20 protein-coding genes and 1 riboswitch are annotated in these 22,529 nt (G+C 41.9%); of the genes, 14 read left to right on the forward strand and 6 right to left on the reverse strand.

Annotated features, from left to right (window positions below; genetic code table 11):
* Positions 1–340: 340 nt before the first annotated feature.
* From HY063_15305 to lpxB, 7 genes are all read left to right on the forward strand, one after another.
* Positions 341–772, forward strand: a complete 432-nt coding sequence (locus tag HY063_15305; protein ID MBI3503153.1) for a hypothetical protein — start codon at positions 341–343, stop codon at positions 770–772.
* On the forward strand, positions 690–3,431 hold the full coding sequence (locus tag HY063_15310) for a PKD domain-containing protein (protein MBI3503154.1): 2,742 nt from the start codon (positions 690–692) through the stop codon (positions 3,429–3,431). Before HY063_15305 ends, HY063_15310 begins: the two co-directional genes overlap by 83 nt.
* A gap of 15 nt (positions 3,432–3,446) precedes the next feature.
* Positions 3,447–5,018 (forward strand): T9SS type A sorting domain-containing protein, encoded by a 1,572-nt coding sequence (locus tag HY063_15315; protein MBI3503155.1) that lies wholly within the window; start codon positions 3,447–3,449, stop codon positions 5,016–5,018.
* Positions 5,019–5,456: 438 nt separating this feature from the next.
* A riboswitch (cobalamin riboswitch) is annotated at positions 5,457–5,671 on the forward strand.
* Positions 5,672–5,850: 179 nt separating this feature from the next.
* Positions 5,851–8,151 carry a TonB-dependent receptor gene (locus tag HY063_15320; GenBank protein ID MBI3503156.1) on the forward strand — a complete coding sequence of 767 codons (2,301 nt, stop codon included), beginning with the start codon at positions 5,851–5,853 and terminating at the stop codon, positions 8,149–8,151.
* Between the two features lie 3 nt (positions 8,152–8,154).
* Entirely contained in the window at positions 8,155–8,958 is an 804-nt protein-coding gene (gene surE, locus HY063_15325; GenBank protein ID MBI3503157.1) for a 5'/3'-nucleotidase SurE, read from the forward strand.
* On the forward strand, positions 8,955–9,260 hold the full coding sequence (locus tag HY063_15330) for a hypothetical protein (GenBank protein ID MBI3503158.1): 306 nt from the start codon (positions 8,955–8,957) through the stop codon (positions 9,258–9,260). Before surE ends, HY063_15330 begins: the two co-directional genes overlap by 4 nt.
* Complete coding sequence (lpxB, locus tag HY063_15335) at positions 9,257–10,375, forward strand: lipid-A-disaccharide synthase (GenBank protein ID MBI3503159.1); 1,119 nt, start codon at positions 9,257–9,259, stop codon at positions 10,373–10,375. The genes HY063_15330 and lpxB overlap by 4 nt, the downstream gene beginning before the upstream one ends.
* Before the next feature lie 79 nt (positions 10,376–10,454).
* Here the strand turns inward: lpxB and HY063_15340 are convergent, their stop codons facing one another.
* The 4 genes from HY063_15340 to HY063_15355 form a co-directional block, all read right to left on the reverse strand.
* Positions 10,455–10,637, reverse strand: coding sequence for a hypothetical protein (locus HY063_15340; protein MBI3503160.1), 183 nt, complete (start codon positions 10,635–10,637; stop codon positions 10,455–10,457).
* Positions 10,638–10,760: 123 nt separating this feature from the next.
* Positions 10,761–11,294 (reverse strand): hypothetical protein, encoded by a 534-nt coding sequence (locus HY063_15345; protein MBI3503161.1) that lies wholly within the window; start codon positions 11,292–11,294, stop codon positions 10,761–10,763.
* Positions 11,295–11,304: 10 nt separating this feature from the next.
* Positions 11,305–11,730: a hypothetical protein gene (locus HY063_15350; GenBank protein ID MBI3503162.1), complete on the reverse strand. Its 426-nt coding sequence runs from the start codon at positions 11,728–11,730 to the stop codon at positions 11,305–11,307.
* Between the two features lie 31 nt (positions 11,731–11,761).
* Positions 11,762–12,313 carry an RNA polymerase sigma factor gene (locus HY063_15355; GenBank protein ID MBI3503163.1) on the reverse strand — a complete coding sequence of 184 codons (552 nt, stop codon included), beginning with the start codon at positions 12,311–12,313 and terminating at the stop codon, positions 11,762–11,764.
* An 81-nt stretch (positions 12,314–12,394) separates the two neighbouring features.
* Between HY063_15355 and recN the strand changes: the two genes are divergently transcribed.
* Positions 12,395–14,050, forward strand: coding sequence for a DNA repair protein RecN (gene recN / locus HY063_15360; protein ID MBI3503164.1), 1,656 nt, complete (start codon positions 12,395–12,397; stop codon positions 14,048–14,050).
* Positions 14,051–14,053: 3 nt separating this feature from the next.
* Here recN and HY063_15365 read toward each other — a convergent pair whose 3' ends face one another.
* Together HY063_15365 and recR are read right to left on the reverse strand one after the other, a co-directional pair.
* Entirely contained in the window at positions 14,054–15,991 is a 1,938-nt protein-coding gene (locus tag HY063_15365; protein ID MBI3503165.1) for a glycosyltransferase, read from the reverse strand.
* A complete protein-coding gene (gene recR, locus HY063_15370) occupies positions 15,988–16,620 on the reverse strand; it encodes a recombination protein RecR (protein MBI3503166.1) in 633 nt (210 codons plus the stop codon). Before recR ends, HY063_15365 begins: the two co-directional genes overlap by 4 nt.
* A 117-nt stretch (positions 16,621–16,737) precedes the next feature.
* On the opposite strand from recR, the gene HY063_15375 reads away from it, so the two are divergent.
* From HY063_15375 to HY063_15400, 6 genes are all read left to right on the forward strand, one after another.
* The gene (locus tag HY063_15375) at positions 16,738–17,589 is read left to right on the forward strand and encodes an aminotransferase class IV family protein (GenBank protein MBI3503167.1); all 852 of its coding nucleotides are present in this window, start codon (positions 16,738–16,740) and stop codon (positions 17,587–17,589) included.
* A complete protein-coding gene (locus HY063_15380) occupies positions 17,586–18,821 on the forward strand; it encodes an outer membrane protein transport protein (GenBank protein ID MBI3503168.1) in 1,236 nt (411 codons plus the stop codon). Before HY063_15375 ends, HY063_15380 begins: the two co-directional genes overlap by 4 nt.
* Positions 18,822–18,870: 49 nt before the next feature.
* Entirely contained in the window at positions 18,871–20,205 is a 1,335-nt protein-coding gene (locus HY063_15385; GenBank protein MBI3503169.1) for a carboxylesterase family protein, read from the forward strand.
* A 49-nt stretch (positions 20,206–20,254) separates the two neighbouring features.
* Positions 20,255–21,652 (forward strand): hypothetical protein, encoded by a 1,398-nt coding sequence (locus HY063_15390; protein ID MBI3503170.1) that lies wholly within the window; start codon positions 20,255–20,257, stop codon positions 21,650–21,652.
* Positions 21,653–21,774: 122 nt separating this feature from the next.
* Positions 21,775–22,116, forward strand: a complete 342-nt coding sequence (locus tag HY063_15395) for a hypothetical protein (protein ID MBI3503171.1) — start codon at positions 21,775–21,777, stop codon at positions 22,114–22,116.
* Between the two features lie 35 nt (positions 22,117–22,151).
* Positions 22,152–22,529: hypothetical protein (locus HY063_15400; GenBank protein ID MBI3503172.1), on the forward strand; the 378-nt coding region annotated here is incomplete at its 3' end.

Consider the following 22,529-nt stretch of genomic DNA (forward strand, 5'->3'; position numbering starts at 1 on the left):
TCGCGCAGGTTGTTATAAGAGAAGCGAAGATTGTTCTAAGAGAAGCGAAGGTTGTTAGAAGAGAAGCATAGGTTGTTATAATAGTCGCGCATACTATTATAAGAGTCGCGCAGATTGTTACAGCAACAGCACAGGTTGTTAAAGGAGTCACGCAGATTGATGCATGAGTAGCGCAGATTGATACATGAGTCGCGCAGATTGATACATGAGTCGCGAAGATTGATGCATGAGTAGCGAAGATAGATGCAGGAGTAACGCAGGTTGCTGCAATAGGATGAATAAGCGTGAAAAATACAGCCATGCGGAAAATTGAGTTCTTCAGCAATATAACTGATGCAGAATGAAAAAAGAAAAGTATAAAACAGGAAGCACGAACAACACCATATATGGTAAAATGCATGAGTTGTTTCTTGAAATGAAAGAAATGAGTAAAGAAATGCACGAAATGTATGACGAAGTAGTAGAAATATACAACAAAGCAACCCGGCTTTTGGAACCTTGCAAACAAACCCCCTCTTTAATTCTCCCCCTTGTTCAAGGGGGAGATGTCCGAAGGACTGAGGGGGTTTGTTCGGAAATGAACGCCTTTGGCGCCATCACGCAAGGCGTGACCCGGCTACTTTCGGTATATAATAAGAAATGGCTCATAGCGCTCTTGCTTCTTCCTTCGCTTTGGCAGGGGGTCGGGGATGAACTGCTTTTCCCAAGTTATTTCAAACTCCGGAGCCGTTGCAAATATCACTTCAGGCACGGTTATCAGCAACGCAAGTGATGTTGGCAACACCAGCGGCACTATCAGCAATTCGGGAACAATTACAATGTCCGGAAATCTCACCAACAGCGGCACTATTAACGGAAGCGGGCTTATTAACCTTCCGGGCAACTTAACCAACAATGCAACTTTTACCGGCAACAGCGTAACTTTTAACGGAACAACAAGCATTCTCGGTTCTGCCGTCAGTTCTTTCAATGATGTAACCATTGCAGGCGGCAGTTCGCTTACTGCCTATTCCGGTAATATGAACATTGCAGGCAATTTTACGAATAACGGCACCTTCACACACAACAGCGGCACTGCAACATTTAACGGCAGCAGCGCACAAACAATAGGAGGAGGCGACCTGAGTGATTTTTATAACATCACGCTTAACAACAGCAGCGGGGCAAGCATTTTGCGCGATGAGCATTTGATTAACACGCTCACCATTTCCAACGGAACATTCACCACCACCGGCTATGACTTCACCCTTCTTTCCAATTCAAGCGGAACTGCGCGCATTGCCGCCATTCCTTCGGGAGCAAATTTAACGGGCAACATTAACATGCTGCGCTATACCGGAACGGGTCCAACCGACTGGCGGTTTCTTGGCGCGCCTGTGAGCGGAGCCACCATTGCCGATTGGGCGGATGATTTCGCCACCAGCGGATTCACCGGCTCCACGTGCCCCGCGTGCGCTTTCAAATCCATTTACTGGTACGATGAAACGCAACCGGGCGACAAAGACCAGTTCGGCTATGTTGCCGCAACGAATGTTACCAACCCGCTGTATGTGGGAAGAGGATACTGGGTATATCTCGGACCCAATCCGAAAACATTTGCGGTGAAAAATACTCCCAACAAATTTACGCAGTCAATACCGGTAACTTTCACCAGCAGCAGCGCGGGAATAACTCATGACGGATGGAATCTGGTTTCCAATCCCTATCCCTGCGCGCTTGACTGGAATTCCGCTAACTGGACAAAAACAAAATTAGACAACGCCATTTACATTTATAATTCTTCCACCGGAAGTTATGCGAGTTATGTGAGCGGAGTGGGCGTGAACGGAGGCACGCAGTACATTCCTTCTTCGCAGGCGTTTTGGGTGCACACCAATGCCGCCTCACCTGTTCTTACCGCAGTGGAAAATGTAAAATCAACTTCCGCCAATCCCGTTTTCCTGAAAACAAATCCACAGAACATTTCACATTACCCGCTTGCGTTCAAAGATTTTCCGGTTCCGCTTAACGCGAACACCATTCCGAACAGCATTAAACTTACCGCGAAGGGGGGAGGATATGAAGATGAAACATTCATCCGCTTCCTACCGGGCGCCACCGATAGTTTCGATGTGCAATACGATGCCTATAAAATGTGGGGCACACTGAACCTTGCTTCCGTGATAAATGATTCGCTCGATTTATCCATTAACAGTTTGCCCGATTTAACTTCGGATGTAACCGTAAAAATGCGCCTCACTATTCCCACAAACAAATCCGGAAATTATTCCATCCGCAGAGACAGCACGCTGATGCTTCCGATGAGTTCGTGTTTGATTCTTGAAGACCTTGCAAACGGAAGCATGACCGATTTGCGCGCGAACATTTCGTATTCATTCACTATTTCAGACACCACTGCCGCACCGCGCTTTCTTCTGCACGTGTACGCGCCCATCACCAAGCAGGCAGTCAACACGCATTGCGCCAGCGACAGCACCGGTATGGCAATTGCCATGGGAACAGGAAGCGGTCCGTGGACGTATACATGGAAGGATTCCATCGGAACTATTTTGAAAACTACAATCAGTTCTTCCACAGCCGATACATTGTTCAATCTTCCGAAAGGGCTTTATTGGGTGGAAGTTTCTTCGGGCGTTTGCGGAACGGTGAAAGATACACTGCGCATTAATTCTTCTTCCAACCTGCTTGTGATGGTGAACTACAGCGATGTTTCCTGCTATGGCGCAAACGATGGCTCTGCTTACACCACCCTTTCGGGAGGAATTGCTCCGTTCACGTATTCGTGGAGCAGCGGGCAAACCGCTTCCGCCATTACTAATCTTTCTGCGGGAAATTATTCCGTAACGGTGATTGATTCCAACGGATGTTCCCAAACCCAGTTTATTATTATTTCGCAGCCCAACCTGCTCGCTGCCGCTTTCACTCCTGGCGCGGACACGGTGAATCTTTTTATAAGCGGAACCGATTCATTCACGAATACTTCTTCGGGCGCGCTTTCCTGGCTCTGGAATTTTGGCGATGGCTCGCCTGCCGATACTGCCATGAATACTTCGCATACCTACACTGCCGTGGGCACATACACGGTAATGCTCATTGCGCAAAACGGAAACTGCTCTGACACTTCGTATAAGGTGATTGAAGTGATTTACGACAATCTCACGGGCGCGAATGTGCTGTTTACTTCTTCCGATGTAAATGTTATGTACGGCAATGGCGAAGTGTATTTGGATTTTGATTTGCCCGCCATCACCGATGTGAGCATCAGCATTTATAGTTTGCTGGGAGAAAAAATTGGCACGCAATACGAAGAGCATATCCGGAAAAAGCGTGTGCGCCTCGAAACCTCCCTGCTCTCTGCCGGAATTTATATTTCTGTTTCCTCCATGAAAGAGGCGGTGATTTCAAAAAAGATTATGCTGCCGGGGAGGTGAGTAAAATAAAAGAGGATGAAAAAAGTAGTATTCATCTTATTGTTATCCGTTTCTATCTGCACTATAGCAAGTGCGCAGCAGATAACTTTTTCAAAAGTATATTATGATTCACTAAACATGGGGATAGGCGCTAATGCATTTGTTCCCACATTTGATAATAAGTATATTGTTGCAGGCGGGTCATTCAGCAGCGCAGGGGGATACATTATGAAAATTGATTCGGCAGGAAATTCTCTCTGGAGTAAAACCATTGCTTGTGATGGATTTAATTGTATTGTTTCAACCAATGATTCCTGTTACATTCTTGGCGGCAGCAAATATAACGGCACTTTCTCCGATGCATTTTGTACAAAAATAAATTCAGCAGGAAGTGTTATTTGGTCGAAAACTTTCAGCGCGAATGACAACTTAAAGATTAATTCCATTCTGCAAACATTTGATTCGGGCTTTGTGATGACCGGCACTTTAAATATGAATGCTGCTCCTTATTCGAAAATATTTATCGCAAAAATGGATGCGGCTCTAACTATTTCCTGGGTGAAATTTATTGTTATAGGTAGCGATGACAACGAAGGATTTTCTGTGAAGCAGGCGCCTGACAGCAGTTATTATGTGGCTGGAAATACTGCCGATTATCCTCCTTACAATGCATACGCATTTGCCATTCATCTCTCAGAAAGCGGAACTGTATTGTGGGCGAAAAAATATAATTCAGGAAGTTATATTGTATTCAGTGATTTTATTGTTATATATAACGGACTTGTTTTCTATTTGGATGATGGTGGTAATGCGGAGCTTGCGAAGACAGATTTTTCAGGAAATATTTTATGGAATAAATGTTATCAAATTTTTCCTCAAGGTCCGCATATGTTTTTTCCCCAGGTTACAAGTAAAGTTCATCAAACAGCCGATACTTCTCTTGTTTTTGTAAGCGGTTCCTGTGGCGGAAGTTCCATGGCAAAAACCGATTCCTCCGGAAATGTGATATGGAGCAGAAGTTTAATTCTTGATGTGGTAGAAGCCGTAGAGACAAAGGATAAGGGATATTTCATTTTTGGAAATGGTCCCATGTGCGGCAGCAAACAACCACCCACTACTAGTTCTCAGATTGGCATTCTCAAAACCGATTCACTCGGAAATGATACGATTAATTCATGGTGGGGATGTATGTATGATAATCCATTTTCTGCTTCCTCCTGCATCATTAATTCCATTCTGGCAACCTTTGGAGTTTCTGGCGGTATAACATCAAATACTATTGCTTCTTCGGCAAATAATGTTGCAATTGTGGTTGAAGGTGGCTGTGTGGCGGTTTTAGGAGCAGTATCTGAAAATAAGGAGGATGAGTCCATTTCCATTTCCCCCAACCCCTTCACCACGCAAACCACAGTGGAGATAAAAGGAAATAGAGGTATAGGGGAAATAAGGGCAGAGGTCTATGATGTTTTCGGACGAGAGGTGAAATCATTAGTCATTAGTCATTCGCCATTTACCATTGAGCGCGGCAATCTTGGCAGCGGAGTGTATTTTCTGCGGCTGACTGAGGAGAATAAAATCTTCACTGGCAAATTAGTAATTACTGACTGACACAATGATGTGCCGTCAGGTGTTCCCATTTCTCTGAAACGCTTCAGGATTCCTCTGAAACGCCTCAGGATTTTTCTGAAACGCCTCAGGATTTTTCTGAAACACCTCAGGATTTTTCTGAAACGCCTCAGGATTTTTCTGAAACGCCTCAGGATTCTTCTGAAACGCTTCAGGATTCCTCTGAAACGCCTCAGGATTCTTCTGAAATGCCTCAGAATAGTCCTGAAGTAACGCAGCATTTCTCTGCGGTAATGCGGGAACTTTCCGTGCTGACGCGAGATTGTTTCGTGCTAACGCGAAGGTTTCTCGCGGTGACGCGAAATTGTTTCGCGGTTGCTAAATCGTATAAATCAATCAAAAAACATATAAACAACTAAATTCATACATCTTTTGCGTTAATGACAAAAAAAGCGAAAACATTCTCCAATCCTATTTTTTCTACTTTTGCGTTGCATTGGTTTCCCGACAAGTCGGGATGAAAAGGGAATCACGTGAAAATCGTGAGCAGTTCCCGCTGCTGTGAGTCCGTTAAAAAGCCTGCCTGCCGGCAGGCAGGTTTCTGTTTCATTTGCCACTATCCCGATGGCTATCGGGATGGGAAGGCGGCAGAAACCGGACAAGCCAGAAGACCTGCCAAAGCAAAACAATGTTTCCACAACATTGTTTCATTCGGAACTTCGGGAGAAAGTAACTGAGTGAGAAAAGAAAAACCGCTTCCTTTTTTTCTTATCTCCTCTTTTTATTTTCTCTTCTGGTTGCGAAAAGAAAATCAGTATAATACTGCTTTTTCCTTGCGGTGGAACTTTGAAAAGGCAGAACAAAAACAAAAACTATGCAAACAATTCTATCTTTGCAGGACAAAAACAAAATCTCCGTGGCAAAAAATTTCTCTTCTCTTTTAATTGCTGTTTGCCTCTTCAGCAATTTTTCTTTTTCGCAATACCTTCCCATCCGCAACCGCGCGGTTTGGAAAAGCCATGCGAAAGCCGACACAACTAAAGGGCAAAAACATGAAGCCAAAGCGAACAATTCACTCCCCCCGATGGGGGGAGATGGAGGGGGGCTTGACACTGCAAAGCGCTTAACCGAATTTATTGTTACCGCTTCGCGCACGGAGAAAAAAATAGAGGATGTGGGCAGAAGCGTTACTGTAATTTCTTCCGAAGAAATAAAAAAATCAGGCGCCAACTCGCTGGCGGAACTTCTTTCGCTGGCAGAAGGAATTTACATCACCGGCACACAGCAGAATTTCGGAGCCAACCAGAGTTTGTTCATGCGCGGGGCAAACAGCAATCAATCCGTTGTGATGCTCGATGGAATTCCAATTGCTGACCCATCCACGCCCAACAGCGCGCTCGACCTTTCCGAACTTTCGCTCATGGATATTGACCGCATAGAAATTGTGCGCGGCTCGCATAGCACGCTCTACGGCTCTTCGGCAATCGGAGGAGTCATCAACATCATCACAAATAAAAAAATGAAAGAGGGATTGAACATGAACGTAACCGGCACTGCCGGAAATTTCGGAAAAGGAACTTCGCTGCTTTCGGAAAATGTTGGAATGAATTACACTTTCAGCAATGGTTTATATGCAGGATTGACTTTTGCCAATGCCGATATTAACGGATTGGATGCAACGGTTGATACGAGCACGGCTGTTCCTAAAGTTCCGCGCGATAAAGATAACTTCAACCGCTTTGATTACGGAGGGAAAATCGGATTCACAAATCACCGGTGGAATTTATTTCTCTCGCAGCGGAACAGCGAAACACATTCCGATATTGATGCGGGCGCTTTTGCCGATGACAACAATTACACGCTCGCGCTCACGCGCAAACTTTTTTCGTATGGCATTTCCTGCAGGGTGGACAGCGGCTTCACGGTTTCTCTAAATGGCGGGCATTCCATTCTTTCGCGCACCGCGCTGAATGATTCTTCGCTCGTTGACAATCTCGGAAACTACGACCACATTTATTCGAATCAGGTTTATTCCGCAGAAACATTCACCAATGAAATGCAGTTCAAGTTCAGCCAAAAATCTTTTCACGTCATCTTAGGCGGAGGAATGAATGACCAGACCATGAACCAGAAATATTTTTCTTCTTACTACGGCACCATTTACCAAGGGGATTTGGATTCATTGAAACTTGCTTCGCGCACAAATAGTTTTTTTATTCTCACGGATATCAGCGGCACGGCATTTTCAGAAAAAGTAAAAAACTTTTCTCTTGCACTGGGCGCGCGCAGCAACCGCAACAATACCTTCGGAAGCAGCATCACGTACCAGGTGAATCCCATGCTGAAAGTTTCTTCCACTTCGTCCATTTATGTGAATATTTCCACCGGCTATAATGCGCCTTCGCTGTATCAACTTCATTCGCCCGATAAAACCGATTCCATTACGCGCGGCAACATTAATCTTCATCCTGAAACTTCGCTCACAAAAGAGTTTGGCGTGTATCAGAAAATAAATGAGAGCACCGGCTTGCGCATCGGGTATTTTCAAACGGTGGTGAAAGATATTGTCGAATATGTTTATCTCTGGGATAAAAATATTCCGGTGAATTCTCTTTCCTATTCCGATTACCGCGGAGATACGTATCTGAACCTTGGCACGCTCACTACTGAGGGAATTGAATTTGAAGCGCACGGTGCCATTGGAAAAAAGTTTTTGGTTGCAGGCAATTTCACTTATCTGCGCGGGCATCAGTTGAATTCGTATGAAGCCATTGACACCGTGAAAACAAAAGGCAATCACGTGCAGTTGGTTTCTAACGGTGGATTTGTTGACCAGAAAGATATTTCCGTGAACGGGTTATCGCGCAGGCCCTCCGCTGCAACTATTTCTTTGACTTATTCTCCTGTGGAAAAATTTTTCCTGAAAGCAGTTGTTAAAACCATTGGCGGAAGAAACGATATTGTCTATGATTATTCGCTCGGTCCCTATGGCGCGCTGGGAAAAATGCCGCTTACTTCTTACACGCTGGTTGATTTTATTTCAGGCGCAACCTTCAGTTCAAATCTTTCTGCGCTGGTGCGCGTGGAAAATATTTTCAACATCAACTATACCGAAATCATCGGTTACACTACGCGCGGGAGGGGAATTTATTTGAGCGTTCATTATTCGTTTTGATTTATGGCTAAGAAACCTCTCATTCTTGTAACCAACGATGACGGAATTTCTTCTCCCGGAATTTCTTCGCTGGTGGAAGTGATGAAAGAAATCGGAGAAGTAATTGTTGTTGCGCCTGACAAACCGCAATCGGGAGTGGGGCACGCCATCACCATTAATTCCACGCTGCGCATTCATAAAACAAAATTTCACAACGTAAAAATTGAGTACAGCGTTACCGGCACTCCGGTGGATTGCGTGAAAATGTGCATCAGCGAAATTTTAAAAGTGAAACCCGATTTAATTGTTTCGGGCATTAATCACGGCTCAAATATTTCCATCAATGTAATTTATTCGGGAACGATGAGTGCTGCGATTGAAGGAGCGATAGAATCCATTCCCTCTATAGGATTTTCGCTCATGCACGATTCTATTGATGCTGATTTTTTCGCATCAAAACAGATTGCAAAAACTATTTCCAAACAAGTTTTGCAGCACGGCTTGCCGAAGGACACGTGTTTGAATGTAAATATTCCCAAACTGCATCTTTCCGAAATCAAAGGAATAAAAATCTGCCGTCAGGCGCGCGCCAACTGGATTGAAGAATTTGACAAGCGCAAAGACCCTTCGGGAAATCCTTACTACTGGCTCACCGGAAAATTTATAAACTACGATGAAGGCAAAACCGATACGGATGTGTGGGCGGTTAAAAATAATTTTGTCTCCGTTGTGCCCATTCAGTTTGACATGACGGGCTACACAGCGCTTTCGCATATAGAAAAATGGAAGTGGGAACAGGAATTTCCAGTGGATAAAAAGAAAAAATGATTCACTCCGGAAAAAAGTTTGACAAAGTATGGCTCGGTGCAGCGCTCGGATTGGGCGCGCCATGGCTCACACTTTTTATTTTTTATTTAATCAAGTACAGCCAGATTTCTTTTTCCGAGTTTTTCAAAACCATTATTCTCGGCTATAATATTCTCACGCCTTCCGTTAGTTTATGCGTGCTTACAAACCTGCTGGTGTTTTTTATTTTCATCTGGACTGACCGCAACCACAGTGCGCGGGGAGTTTTGCTGTCTACATTTATTTATGCGGCATTCGTAGTTTACCAAAAATATCTCCGATGAAATTTTATATCATAGCAGGCGAGGCATCGGGCGATTTGCATGCATCTAATTTAATGCGCGGATTAAAAAACCTGAATCCGTCTATAGAATTTCGCTGCTGGGGCGGTGATTTGATGAAAGCACAGGGCGGAGAGTTGGTGAAACATTATTCCGAACTTGCGTTCATGGGATTTACGGAAGTGATTTTTAACCTCAGAATCATTCTGAAAAATATTGAATTCTGCAAAAAAGATATTCTGCAATATAAACCCGATGCATTAATTCTTGTTGATTATCCCGGTTTTAATCTTCGCATGGCAGAATTTGCTAAAAGGAACGGAATCAAAGTTTTTTATTACATCTCTCCGCAGGTGTGGGCGTGGAAGCAATCGCGCGTGCAGCACATAAAAAAATTTGTAGATAAAATGTTTGTGATTCTTCCGTTTGAAAAAGATTTTTATAAAAAGTTTGATTACGAGGTGGATTTTGTCGGGCATCCGCTGCTCGATGCGCTGGAGCAGAGAAAGCAAACAAAAGAATCGTTTGAGGACTTCACAAAGAAAAATAAATTAAATGGCAAATCCATTGTTGCCATTCTTCCCGGTAGCCGCAGGCAGGAAATAGAAAAAATGCTTCCGGTAATGTATAAAATGATTCCTTCATTTCCCGATTACCAGTTTGTGATTGCCGGAATTTCTTTACATGAAAAAGATTTTTATCAGAAACTTATTGGGAAAGCAAATGCAAAAATTATTTTTGGCAAAACGTATGAGTTGCTCGAACAATCAGCCGTTGCGCTGGTAACTTCAGGAACTGCCACGCTTGAAACCGCTTTGTTCGGAGTGCCGGAAGTAGTATGCTACAAAGGAGGAAAAATTTCTTTTGCTATTGCAAAACGATTAGTGAAGGTGAATTACATCTCGCTCGTGAATCTGATTATGGAAAAAGAAGTGGTGAAAGAATTAATTCAAAATGATTTCAATGAAACTAATCTTAGAAAAGAAACCGAAAAACTTCTCAACGATAAAACATACCGCAGCAAAATGATTTCTTCACTCGAAGAATTAAAAGAGAATCTCGGTGGAGCAGGCGCTTCGGAAAAAGTTGCTCGCTTAATGTTAAAATATCTCATGTAATCATCGAAAAACGAAACAATACGAAAAATACGAAAGTGTATTCTTTCGTACGTTCGCACAAATTCGTTTTTCGTAGATTTCAGAATTCCAGAATCCATGCAGAAATTTTATCCGCCCATCTTGGACTGCAGCGCTGAATAATCGCCATCGTAATCCAGAAGGGAATCATTGAAATGAGAAACATCAGGGTGAATGTTCCAAAAGTAATGATGAATAACCAGATGAAGAACCCGATTATTTGCGCTGATGTTACAACTTCCATAAGAGAGATTTTAATTTGTTGAGACAAAAATATACATTTTATTATATCTCCGAAATCATTTCATTCTTCTCTTATAAACAAAGACCTTTCAGGTTTTCAAAACCTGAAAGGTCTGCGGAAGAATTAATGCTCCTCGCCTGGAGGCGGAGGTGGCGGTTCCATCATTCCTTTTTTCTTTCCTCCATGTCCTTCTCTTCCTCTTTCTGAAATTTGTTCAAGCAAACGGTGCGCAAACATATCTTCTGCACGGTAAAGTTTTGCAACTTTTTTAACAGGAAGAACTGATTTGAATTTTCCATGGTATTCTTTTTCCAAATCCAGATTTTTTTGCCGGAATGCCATTTCTTCGTCCACAATTTTTTCCACTTGCTTGTCAGAAAGCGAGTCGATATTTTCTTTTGCATTCTTTACGTCCTCTCTGCGTTTCTTGTGAAGTTCCTCCCGCTTTTTCTGAAACTCATTGTACACGGGCCAGAACTTTTGCGCTTCTTCCGGAGTTAAATCCAGTTTTTGCGTGAGAAACGCAATGCGCATGGATTCCACTTTTTCTTTTTTGGGTCCGTCAGGAGGAGGTGGAGCAGAAGGCGGAGCGGGCGGCTGCTGCGAAAAAGATTTTGCCGCAAGGGCAATCAAAAAAATAATGATTGTGTTTTTCATATGATGTGTTTTAGAGTTCATTGATAATAGTATTTACATCGGTATTTTCCTCGAGATAGGAATTTATTTCTTCATTTGAAATATTTGTTTCTTCCTTTAACGCTTCTTCCGAAACAGAAGAAAGAAATTGTTCGGTAATGACAGATTCACTGATGTTATACAATTCAGGAGTGTCAATAATCTGCTGCACATCGTTATCGGAAAGAATAATTTCATTTTGGGAAATATTTTTCTTCAGGAGAAATATAGTAAGCAGAATGATTCCTGATAAAACTGCAAGCGAAGAAATAATTATAGAGGGCTTCAGAAGAAAAAATCTTTCTTTTGATTTTTCCCTGCTATGAATCCTGTCCATTATTTCTTCAGGCAGGTAATCGAAATAATTTTCGGGAATCTTAAAGTGGTTTTCTTTTTTTATGTTTTCAAGTTTGCTCATCGTCTGTTTGATGTTTGAAAAGGTGAATGGTTTAATTGTTTTTCAAATAGTCCTCAATCTTTTTCACGGCATGATGATACGATGCTTTCAATGCACCCACCGATGTGCCGAGCACTGCCGACATTTCTTCATACTTTAATTCATCGTAATATTTCATGTTGAAAACGATTCGCTGTTTTTCCGGCAATCGCAAAATTGCCTGCTGAAGTTGCTGCTGAATGACATCTCCTTCGAAAAAATTATCGTCCTTTAACGTTCGCTCAAGTTTTCTTTCAACTTTAATTAATGGAATAAAAAATATAGTTCGCTTTTTTCGGAGAAATGAAAGCGCTTCGTTGGTTGCAATGCGGTATATCCATGTGAAGAGTTGCGATTCTTCTTTGAATGAATCCAGATTTTTCCAAACCTTCAGAAAAGTTTCCTGCGTAACATCATCGGCATCATCGTGGTCAATTACAATTCTTCTTGCGTGCCAATAAACTTTCTGCTGATATTTCCGAATGAGAAGGTTGAAAGAATAATTCTTTGTATCCGGATGGCGAAACCGCTCCAGCAATTCTTTATCGCTTAAATTTTCTGGCACAACTGTTAGTTAGACCAAAATTAACAGGGTTGGTTTAATGGAATGAAAAGAAATAAATTTTATTTCTACTTTTGACTTAACATGCTTCGCCATCTTTCCATACAAAATTATGCACTGATTGAAAAAATTGAAATTGATTTTCCAGAAGGGCTGTCCATCATTACCGGAGAAACGGGTGCAGGAAAATCTATTTTACTTGGCGCGCTGTCATTGATTGCCGGCAGCCGTGCAGATTCAGGCACGCTTCAGGATAAAACAAAAAAATGCATTGTAGAAGGAATGTTTGATATAAAAAATTCTTCTCTTGAAAATTTTTTCAAACAACATGAATTGGATTATTCAGAGCACACGGTTGTGAGAAGAGAAATTTCTCCCGATGGAAAATCACGCGCCTTTATTAATGACACACCGGTTACCCTCTCGCAATTAAAAGAATTATCGGTTTGTTTGATTGACATTCATTCGCAGCACGAAACGCTTACATTGAACGAATCCGAATATCAGTTATCGGTTGTTGATGCTTTTGCCGGCATAAATGACGCCATTCAAAAATATAAAATAGAATTCAAAAAATATAAAGAGGTTGAAAAAAAACTTGCTGAACTAACGGAGAAGGAAAAGCAATCGAAGTTAGATGCCGACTATTGGAAATTTCAGTACGATGAATTTGAAAAATTGAATTTGCAGCCGGGCGAGCAGGAGAAATCCGAACAAGAATTGAAATTACTTGAGAATGCGGAAGAAATAAAATCTGTTCTTGAAAAAATTTATGATGCGCTGAACGGAGGTGAATCAACTATTTTATCTGCGCTGAATGAAAATAAATCGCAGTTATCATCCATATCGAAATTAAATTCTGCTTACAATGAATTGCTCTTGCGCATCAGCAGTTCTTATGTGGAGTTGAAGGATATTGCAACTGAAATAGAAAATCTTTCGCAGAAAATTTCTTTCAACCCGAATCGCGCAGAAGAATTAACCAACCGCCTCGATGAAATTTACCGCTTGCAGAAAAAACACCGGGTAAATTCGGTAGAAGAATTGCTCGATGTAAAAACAAATGTGAAGCAGAAACTGAAAGAAAATTCTTCACTTGAAATTGAAATTAATAAACTGCAAAAGGAAGCCGAAATAGTTAGGGAAAAACTTTTTGCTCTTGCAAAGAAAATTTCATCTGACAGAAAAAAATCTCTTCCCAAATTAGAAAAAGAAGTAAATGCGCTGCTTGCTTCGCTTGCCATGCCCAATGCGCAGTTCAGAGCGGAACATTTGCTTCTCGAAATGCTGACAGAACACGGAATAGATAAAATCAGATTTCTTTTTTCAGCCAACAAAGGAATTGAACTCAAACAAATTTCCAAAGTGGCTTCAGGAGGAGAACTTTCGCGGCTGATGCTTTCCATCAAATCACTGATTGCAAAAAACACTTCTTTGCCTGCAATTATTTTTGATGAAATTGATTCCGGAGTGAGCGGAGGAATAGCAGAACAAGTTGGAAAATTAATTTTTGAGATGTCAAAAACAATGCAGGTGATTGCCATTACCCATCTTCCGCAAATTGCAAGCAAGGGAAATTCTCACTTCACAGTTTTCAAGCAGGAAAGAGCGGGAAAAACTTTTACGCAAATAAAAAATCTAAGCAAGGAAGAACGAATAAACGAAATTGCAAAGATGCTGAGTGCGGGCAAGCCAACTGAAACTTCAATGAAGAATGCAAAGGAACTACTGAGAATATAAATTTTATGCGCCCAGTTTTCTCAATCCTTTCAAAATAATTTTCACTTCATTCATTGAATTATAATCCTTCTCGTAAATTTTATTAAGCCGCTCTGAAATTTCAGGAATGCTGTTTTTTATATCCATTGCTTCCGAAGGAAAAATAATTCCTTTTCTTTTTTCAGAAAAATCAGGCGTGAATTCGTAGCCAACCCAGGTGTTGAACCCAAATAACACTTTGAAAATATTTAGAATAAAATTCAGCGGATATCTTACAATGAAAATTAAAACAGGAAGAAGAGGAATAAACAAAATTGAAAATAAAATATCTATGATTCTTTTCTTGCGCTGATTGGAGGGTTTGTTTACTGAATTTACATCAATGGTGTATAAATCTCCTGCTGTGTCAATGGAATTGCTTCCGATGATGGATAAACTTTCTTGCGGAGCAATTTTAAATTCCACGTTTGAATTTCCAAGTGATGACATTGCGTCAATAATTTTTTCAGAAGAAATATTTTTCGAGCAGAAAATTATTTCATCAATTTTATAGATGCTGATTATTTCGTTGAGTTGAGAAAATTTTCCTATATAATTTTCAGAGTTGTGTTCTCCGTCAATGTTTACAAAGCCGACAAATCCTGTTTTGATATTTGATTCTTTCAGCAGTCCGAAAACTCTTTTGTATTCTTCTTCGCTTCCAATAATAGCAATGCGTCCGGAAGAACTTCCATCAAGAGAAAAATTTTTTATTCCAAAAAGATGAAACAACATTCGCGTGGCGAGCATTGAAATGGTTGCCCATCCGGTTCCGATGAGAATTAACGCGCGCGAGAAACGGTATTGTTCAGGAAGCAGGGCATAGGCAATGAGAATGATAGCACTTCCCCAAAAAATTCCACGGACAATTTTTTGAAGACGAATGGGTTTATCATAACCACCGCTGAGAAAAACAGAAAAGATCCAGATGAAAACATAAATGCCAAACGCAAGGAGAACGAGATTTTCAGGATAAGAAATGTTTTTTACATTGTGTTCATAGTAATCTTTTATGAAATATAATCCTGCAAAAAGACAGGAAGCATCAAGAAGCGGAACAAAAATTTGTGTGAGAAATCTTTTTGCAAGCGATATGTCTGCGCGGAGAGCAATGGCAAAATAAATCAGTAGTGAAAAAGTTTTTGCACGGCTCTTTGCAAAATGTTTCTTTGCGAAAATCGCCATTGCATTATAGAAAACCAAAACATAATTCACCGAACTTTTTTTCGTACTCTCGCCTTTATAATGAATGATTCTTGTCTCCGGAAAATAATAATTTTTAAATCCTGCCTGTGTAATTCTATAGGACAAATCAATATCTTCGCCATACATAAAAAAAGTTTCGTCAAGCAAACCGGTTTTATCGAGAACAGATTTTCGGATGAGCATGAATGCGCCCGCGAGCACATCCGCTTCGTGAATTTTATTTTTGTCGAGAAAGCCGAGATGATACTTGCCGAATGTTTTTGATTTGGGAAAAAGTTTTGCCAGCCCGAAAATTTTATAGAACGCAACCGATGGAGTGGGCAGTCCGCGTTTCGATTCTGGAAGAAAATTTCCTTTTCCATCCAGCATCATCACGCCAAGGGCGCCTGCATTTTTATTTTCATCCATGAATTTAATGGTCTTCTCAAATGTATCTTCCTGCACAACTGTATCCGGATTCAGAAGTAAAATATATTCTCCTTTCGCCTGCCTGATTGCCTGGTTGTTTGCTTTTGCAAATCCGACATTCCTCTCATTGGAAATTAATTTTACTTCGGGAAATTTTCCCTTTACCATTGACACAGAACCATCCACTGAAGTGTTATCCACTACAAAAATTTCTGCAGGAATATTTTTTATCGCTTTGCGAACGGAATGCAAACATTGTTCGAGAAAAGGCTCGACATTGTAGTTGACAATAATTACAGATAATTTCATTTAATCGGCAGGACGTTTTCGTAAGGAACGCGGTTCGTAATAGAACGCCCGAGCGTAATTTCATCCGTGTATTCCAGTTCATCGCCTATGGAAATTCCGCGCGCAATGGTTGTCATGGTGAGATTAAAATCTTTCAGCCGCTTGTAGATATAGAAATTTGTTGTGTCTCCTTCCATGGTTGTGCTGAGCGCCATAATAATTTCTTTTATTGAATTTCCATTTTCTCCTGAAGAAATTCTTTTCACCAGCGATTCAATGTTCAAATCATTCGGACCAATTCCATCGAGCGGAGAAATAATTCCACCGAGAACGTGATACATTCCTTTATATTGTTGCGTGCTTTCAATCGCCATCACATCGCGGATATCTTCCACCACGCAGACAATAGTTTTATCACGATTATGATTGGAGCAGATGCTGCAAACTTCTTTGTCGGAAATATTATGACAAACAGAACAATACTTCAACTCGTTTCGCAAATTGACTATTGAATTTACAAATGCTTCCACTTCTTTTGTTTCCTGCCTGAGAACATGCAGCACATAGCGCGTAGCGGTTTTTCTTCCCACGCCCGGAAGTTTTGCAAACTCGTTGATGGCTTCTTCAATATGTTTTGAACTAAAGTTCATAATCTTCGAAAAACGAAATTGTACGAAAAATACGAAAGAAAAATAAATTCATACAAAAGTAAGCAAAACAAGTAAAGCCATTTCGTACTTTCGTACAATTTCGCTTTTCGTTGATTTATGAATTACTTCTGCTACGCAAACGGAAAAATCCTTCGCAAGAATGCAATCAAGGTTGGCATTACCGATTTGGTGATGCTGCGCGGCTATGGAGCGTTTGATTACATGAGAACTTATTACGGAGTTCCTTTTCGTGTGAATGATTACCTGAACCGTTTTGAAAATTCTGCACGGGGAATGAAATTGAAACTTCCTCTTTCAAAAGGGAAAATAATTTCTGTTATTACTACTCTTCTGAAAAAAAATTCTTCTCCCTTCGGGGCAGGGGCAAAAGATTTCGGAATACGCTTGCTGCTCACAGGCGGCTACTCGCTCGATTCCTATTTGCCGGCAGCCAAACCTAATTTATTTATTCTGGTTGAGGACTTGCCAACTTATCCTGAATGGTGGCCGGAAAAAGGAATTAAATTAATGCTTCACGAACATCACAGGGAACTGGCAAGAGTAAAAACCACCAACTACCTCACTGCAATCCGCCTGGCAGATGAAAGGAGAAAACAAAAAGCGCAAGACACGCTCTATGTTTCCGATGGAAAAATTCTGGAAACAACTCGCAATAATTTTTTTCTGTTTCATGGAAACACACTTATAACTTCGCAGGATGAAATTCTTCACGGCATTACCCGAAAAGTTGTGTTGGAGATTGCAAGTAAAAAATTTAAAGTGGAAGTCCGCGAGGTGTTGAAAGAAGAATTAAATTCGTGCACCGAAAGTTTCATCACCGGCACCACGCGCGGCATTACTCCGGTGGTGCAAATTGATAAATTAAAAATCGGCAACGGAAAAGCCGGAAAGAACACGAAAGAGTTAATGCAGCTTTTCGAACAAACAGTAAACAAAGAATGTAGATGAAAAAACGGTATACACTTTTTTTAATTTTTAATTTTTCATTTTTAATTTCCCATGCCGGAGGATTCCAGGTAAACCTTCAGGGACAAAAGCAAATGGGAATGGGACATACCGGAACCGGATTGCTTCTCGATGGTGCTTCCTTGTTTTTTAATCCCGGCTCCACTGCTTTTCTTGATTCAGTTCGTTTGGTTCAGATTGGCGCGAGTTTTATTATTCCACGAACAGAATATCTGGAAGCGTATCCCGGAATTTACACGGCAGAAATGGTTCATCATACAGGCACTCCCTTTTCAATTTATGCAGCGGGAAAAATAAAAAACAGCAGCAAGTTGACATTGGGTTTGGCAGTTTATACTCCGTTCGGCAGTCACGAGGAGTGGCCCAAAGATTGGAAAGGGCAATTTCTGCTGCGCGAAATTGACTTGAAAGCAATTTTTATTCAGCCCACCGCTTCCTATAAAATAAATGATAAACTCGGAATTGGTTTCGGTGTTGCTTATGTGGAAGGAGATTTTAGTTTGCAGCAGGGAATTCCTGTTCAGGATTCAACAGGAACATACGGCACCGCAACGCTTCATGGCTCGGCAAACAGCTGGGGATTTAACGGAGGAATTTATTTTAAACCCACTGCTAAATTTTCTGTTGGATTAGATTACCGCTCTTCCGTGAAAATAAAAATGAAAAATGGCGATGCCAACTTCACCGTTGCTTCCGCCCTTGCCGATTCTTTTCCCCCTACAACATTCAATACGACTTTGACTCTTCCTTCCACTACCACAATCGGTTTCGGATATATTGTAAATGAAAAATTAAAAACCGCTCTCGATATAAATTATATTGCATGGCATGTATACGATACACTTGCTTTTGATTTTACAAACAACACCACGCTGCTGAAAGATGTTCACTCACCGCGCATGTATAAAAACACATTCATTATTCGCGGAGGCGTGCAGTATAAGATGAACGGAAATATTTTTCTGCGCGGAGGAATTTACTTTGATAAAACTCCTGTTCAGAGCGGCTACCTCACTCCTGAAACTCCCGATGCAAACCGCCTTGGCGTTACGGCAGGTTTATCGTGGAAAGCGAATGCGCATTTTAATTTTGATGTTTCTTTTTTATATATAGAAGGAATGAAACGCACCGACACCAATATTGAAACCCAGTTCAGCGGAACGTATAAAGCAAGAGCCGTTGCTCCGGGATTTGCCATTGAATATTTATTTTAGAAAAATATTTTGTTACTTTTGTAATGCTCAACATCTAAAACTTCCACACATGAAAAAACTTTTACTTCTTTTCCCGCTTTCCTACTTTCTCACTTTCTCACTTTCTCACGCTCAAACTTATTGCGGCACTCCGCGCTACGACACTGTGGTGTTCAGCAGCACAACGGTTACGAGCAACGTGGTGTTCGGCTCAAATGTTGACCTGAACGGAAATACCGTAACGCTGAAAATGGATATCTATGAACCCGCAGGCGATACTGCTTCCATGCGCCCGGTAATTGTGTTTGCGCACGGAGGAAGTTTTGTAGGCGGGGATAAAGCCGATTCTTACTGCGTGGATTTTTGCCAGCGCTTTGCAAAGCGCGGTTACGTTACTTGCTCCATTAATTACCGCCTCGGCATGGGCTTTCCCATCAATCAAGATAATGGGCAGAAAGCCGTTTGGCGTGCAGTGCAGGATATGAAAGCGGCTGTGCGTTTCTTCCGCAAAGATGCCAACACAACGAACACCTACAAGATTGACCCGAATTATGTTTTCATTGCAGGAATGTCTGCCGGAGGATTTATGACTGTGCATTATGCTTATCTTGACCAGCCCTCTGAAATTCCATCCGGAATTGACACCACCAAACTTGGCAACTTGGAAGGCAGCAGCGGAAACCCATATTATTGCTCAAGAGTAAATGCAATTATAAACTATGCCGGTGCCATTGCAGATACCAATTGGATGCACACAGGCGATGAGCCCATGATAACTTGCCAGGGCAATAACGATAACACCGTTCCTTACTGCACCGCCATGATTTACGTGGGTGGCTTTCCCATCATGGTGGTGAGCGGTGGCGGCACCATGACCAGCCGCTGCAAAAACATTGGATTGGAAAATCCCATGCACACCTATTACACGCAGGGACATTCTTCGCCTATGGATACGGTGCATGTGAATGGCTATTGCAATATGGATACTACCGCAGTTCTTACCAGTAATTTTCTTTACCACCAACTCGGATGCGCAGCCGCTTCAGCCATGTTTGTAAACCAGCAAACCTGCAATCCCACTGACGGAATTGATACTGTTACTTCCTTTTATACAAGCGACCCGTGCCCGCTCGATGCCGGAATTAATGAAATGCTTTTGAACGAAGAAAAAATTTCTATCGTGCCAAATCCTGCGGTGGAAGCGGCAATGCTTATGCTGAAAGATGTGAAAGGAAAAAAGTTCTCGGCAGAAATTCATGATGTGACCGGAAGAAAAGTAAGGCAGTTTGAATTTAGTGGAAAGAATTACCTGCTTGAACGGAATAAAATTCCTCCGGGAATTTATTTTATACGATTGAAATCAGATGCGGGAGAACTATTGACAGCGAAACTGATTTTTGAATAATAAGCATTTGTCACTTCGAGCGGAGTCGAGAAGTGACGAAATAAAATAAATGAGAAAAGGTTTTTTCTTCTTACCTGCCCGCCATCTATTGTTAAACATATTGACGGCAGGCGGGCTTCTTACTTCTTACTTCTTACTTGTCGCACTGAGCGTAGCCGAAGTGTCCTGCAAGCCAAACTTAAAAGCGCCAAAGCCCTCATCAGGCGATGCTGACTTTACAAAGTTTGTTGCGCTGGGCGGAAACTTTATGGCGGGCTATCAGGATTGGGCGCTCTACAAAGACGGGCAGCAATATTCTCTCCCGTATCTTCTTGCAAAGTTTATGCATCTCGCAGGAGGTTCGGCAAACTTCGCTCAACCATTCATGCCGGATAATTCAGGATTGGGATTGAACAGCAAAACATGGGAGAACACCTATTTCAAAGCTGCGCATTTGAATTATGCTGCCGATTGCAAAGGCGTGACAAGTTTAATGCCGATTGTAAATTCATTTCCTGTTTCTTCTGCCGGAAGTTATTTGCAGCACACAAGCGATTATGTTTTTCAAAACATGAGCGTGCCTTATGCAAAGATTTCTGACTACAATAATTCCGGGCTTGGAATTTCCGGAAATGCAAATCCGTATTATGCGCGCTTTGCAAACAACCCGGGAACTTCAACCATGCTCAGTGATGCAATGGCGCAGAAACCAACCTTCTTTGCTTTGTGGGCGGGCATGGAAGATATTTATGATTATGTGAGCAGCGGAGCGTATGGAAAAACAATTCTTCCTTCTTCCACGTTCAGTTTATATCTTGATTCCATTCTTTCAAAGTTGAATACGAAAGGAGTTATAGCAAACATTCCCGATTTCACTTCCTGTCCTTTTTACACCACTGTTCCCTGGAATGGGCTTGACTTAACGCAGCATCAGGCAGATTCGCTCAACACTGCCATTGGCGTTTCAAATTTTTTCAAGTTGGGAAAAAACGGTTTCATGATTGCCGATGCGAATTCAACCACTCCTCCTGCGGGATACCGCCACATGATTGATGGAGAATATATTTTGTTAACGGTGCCGCTCGATTCTATAAAATGTATCGGCATGGGCGTTGCCACTTCAGAACTTCCTGACCGTTATGTTCTCGATACAACGGAAATTCCTTACATCAACAAACTGATTTCTGATTACAATGTGGTGATTGCCGCCAAAGCCCAGCAATATAATCTTGCGATGGTGGATATGAATGCGTATTTCAAAAAAGTTCAGTCGGGAATAAAATGGGATGGCGTGGATTACAACGCGCAGTTTGTGAGCGGAGGATTTTTTTCGCTCGATGGCTATTGCCCCAATCAGAAAGGATATGCGCTCCTTGCAAATGAATTTATCCGCGCTATAAACGATAAATATAATTCAACAATTCCCTGGGTGAACTGCCCCGAATGCAATGGCGTGAAGTTTCCGTGAGATTATTTCTTTAACCTTTTTTCCCGAATGCGCGCTTTGTTAATAAGTTTTGGCAAGTAGTTTTAGGACTTACGCAGAAGTTTAGTGAGTATTGTCATTTCGACCATAGGGAGAAATCTCGTATGTTTGGCACAAAGGAGATTCCTCGCTTCGCTCGGAATGACACCGTTTTGCGTAAGTCCTATTATTATATGTTCATCCCCGCCTTCGGGGCATTGCGGCTCTGCTTCGTGCATTGGCTGAGGCACTCCGCAGGGCAGCAAAATTATTCAAAAAACGCGGTTCTCTTAACCGGAAGGCATTTATCCGCATGGCTGAGCCATTCATCCATACGGCTCAGCCATTCAGCCGTATGGAAAAACCACTCATCCACGCGGCTCAGCCACTCAGCCATACGGAAAAATTATTCAGCCATGTGGCTGAATTTCCAAGCCGCAGGGCTGCCCGGTTCATTGCTTTTCTAACCAAATACAACCATAACTAAAACCAATTTTCAATCATGGCTAACACACGCATCCCCAACAAACCCTCGGAGTTTGCCGCTTATATGGTGAACACCGATAACTACCAACTTGCCAATAACCGCTACCAGAACTGGGGCTGGACGGGGCAGGAAAGCACTGACTGGCATAACTTCCGCAGCCAGAGCGATACGCTTTACGCGCAGTATGCCGACAAGCGGCACAAGAACACCGACATTAAAGACCAACTGCTTATTCTGATTAAGAATGTGCTTCGCTACGACCACGATAAAAACACGGGGCATCACCTGCTCGATAAAATTGCGCTCAACGGAACGGTGAGCGACTGCGAAACCTTCCGCATTAAGAAAGGAACGCTTTTGCAGGATACCACCCTCACGCGCACTGCCGCGCCC

Source organism: Bacteroidota bacterium (assembly GCA_016195025.1).
Taxonomy (GTDB): Bacteria; Bacteroidota; Bacteroidia; order Palsa-948; family Palsa-948; genus Palsa-948.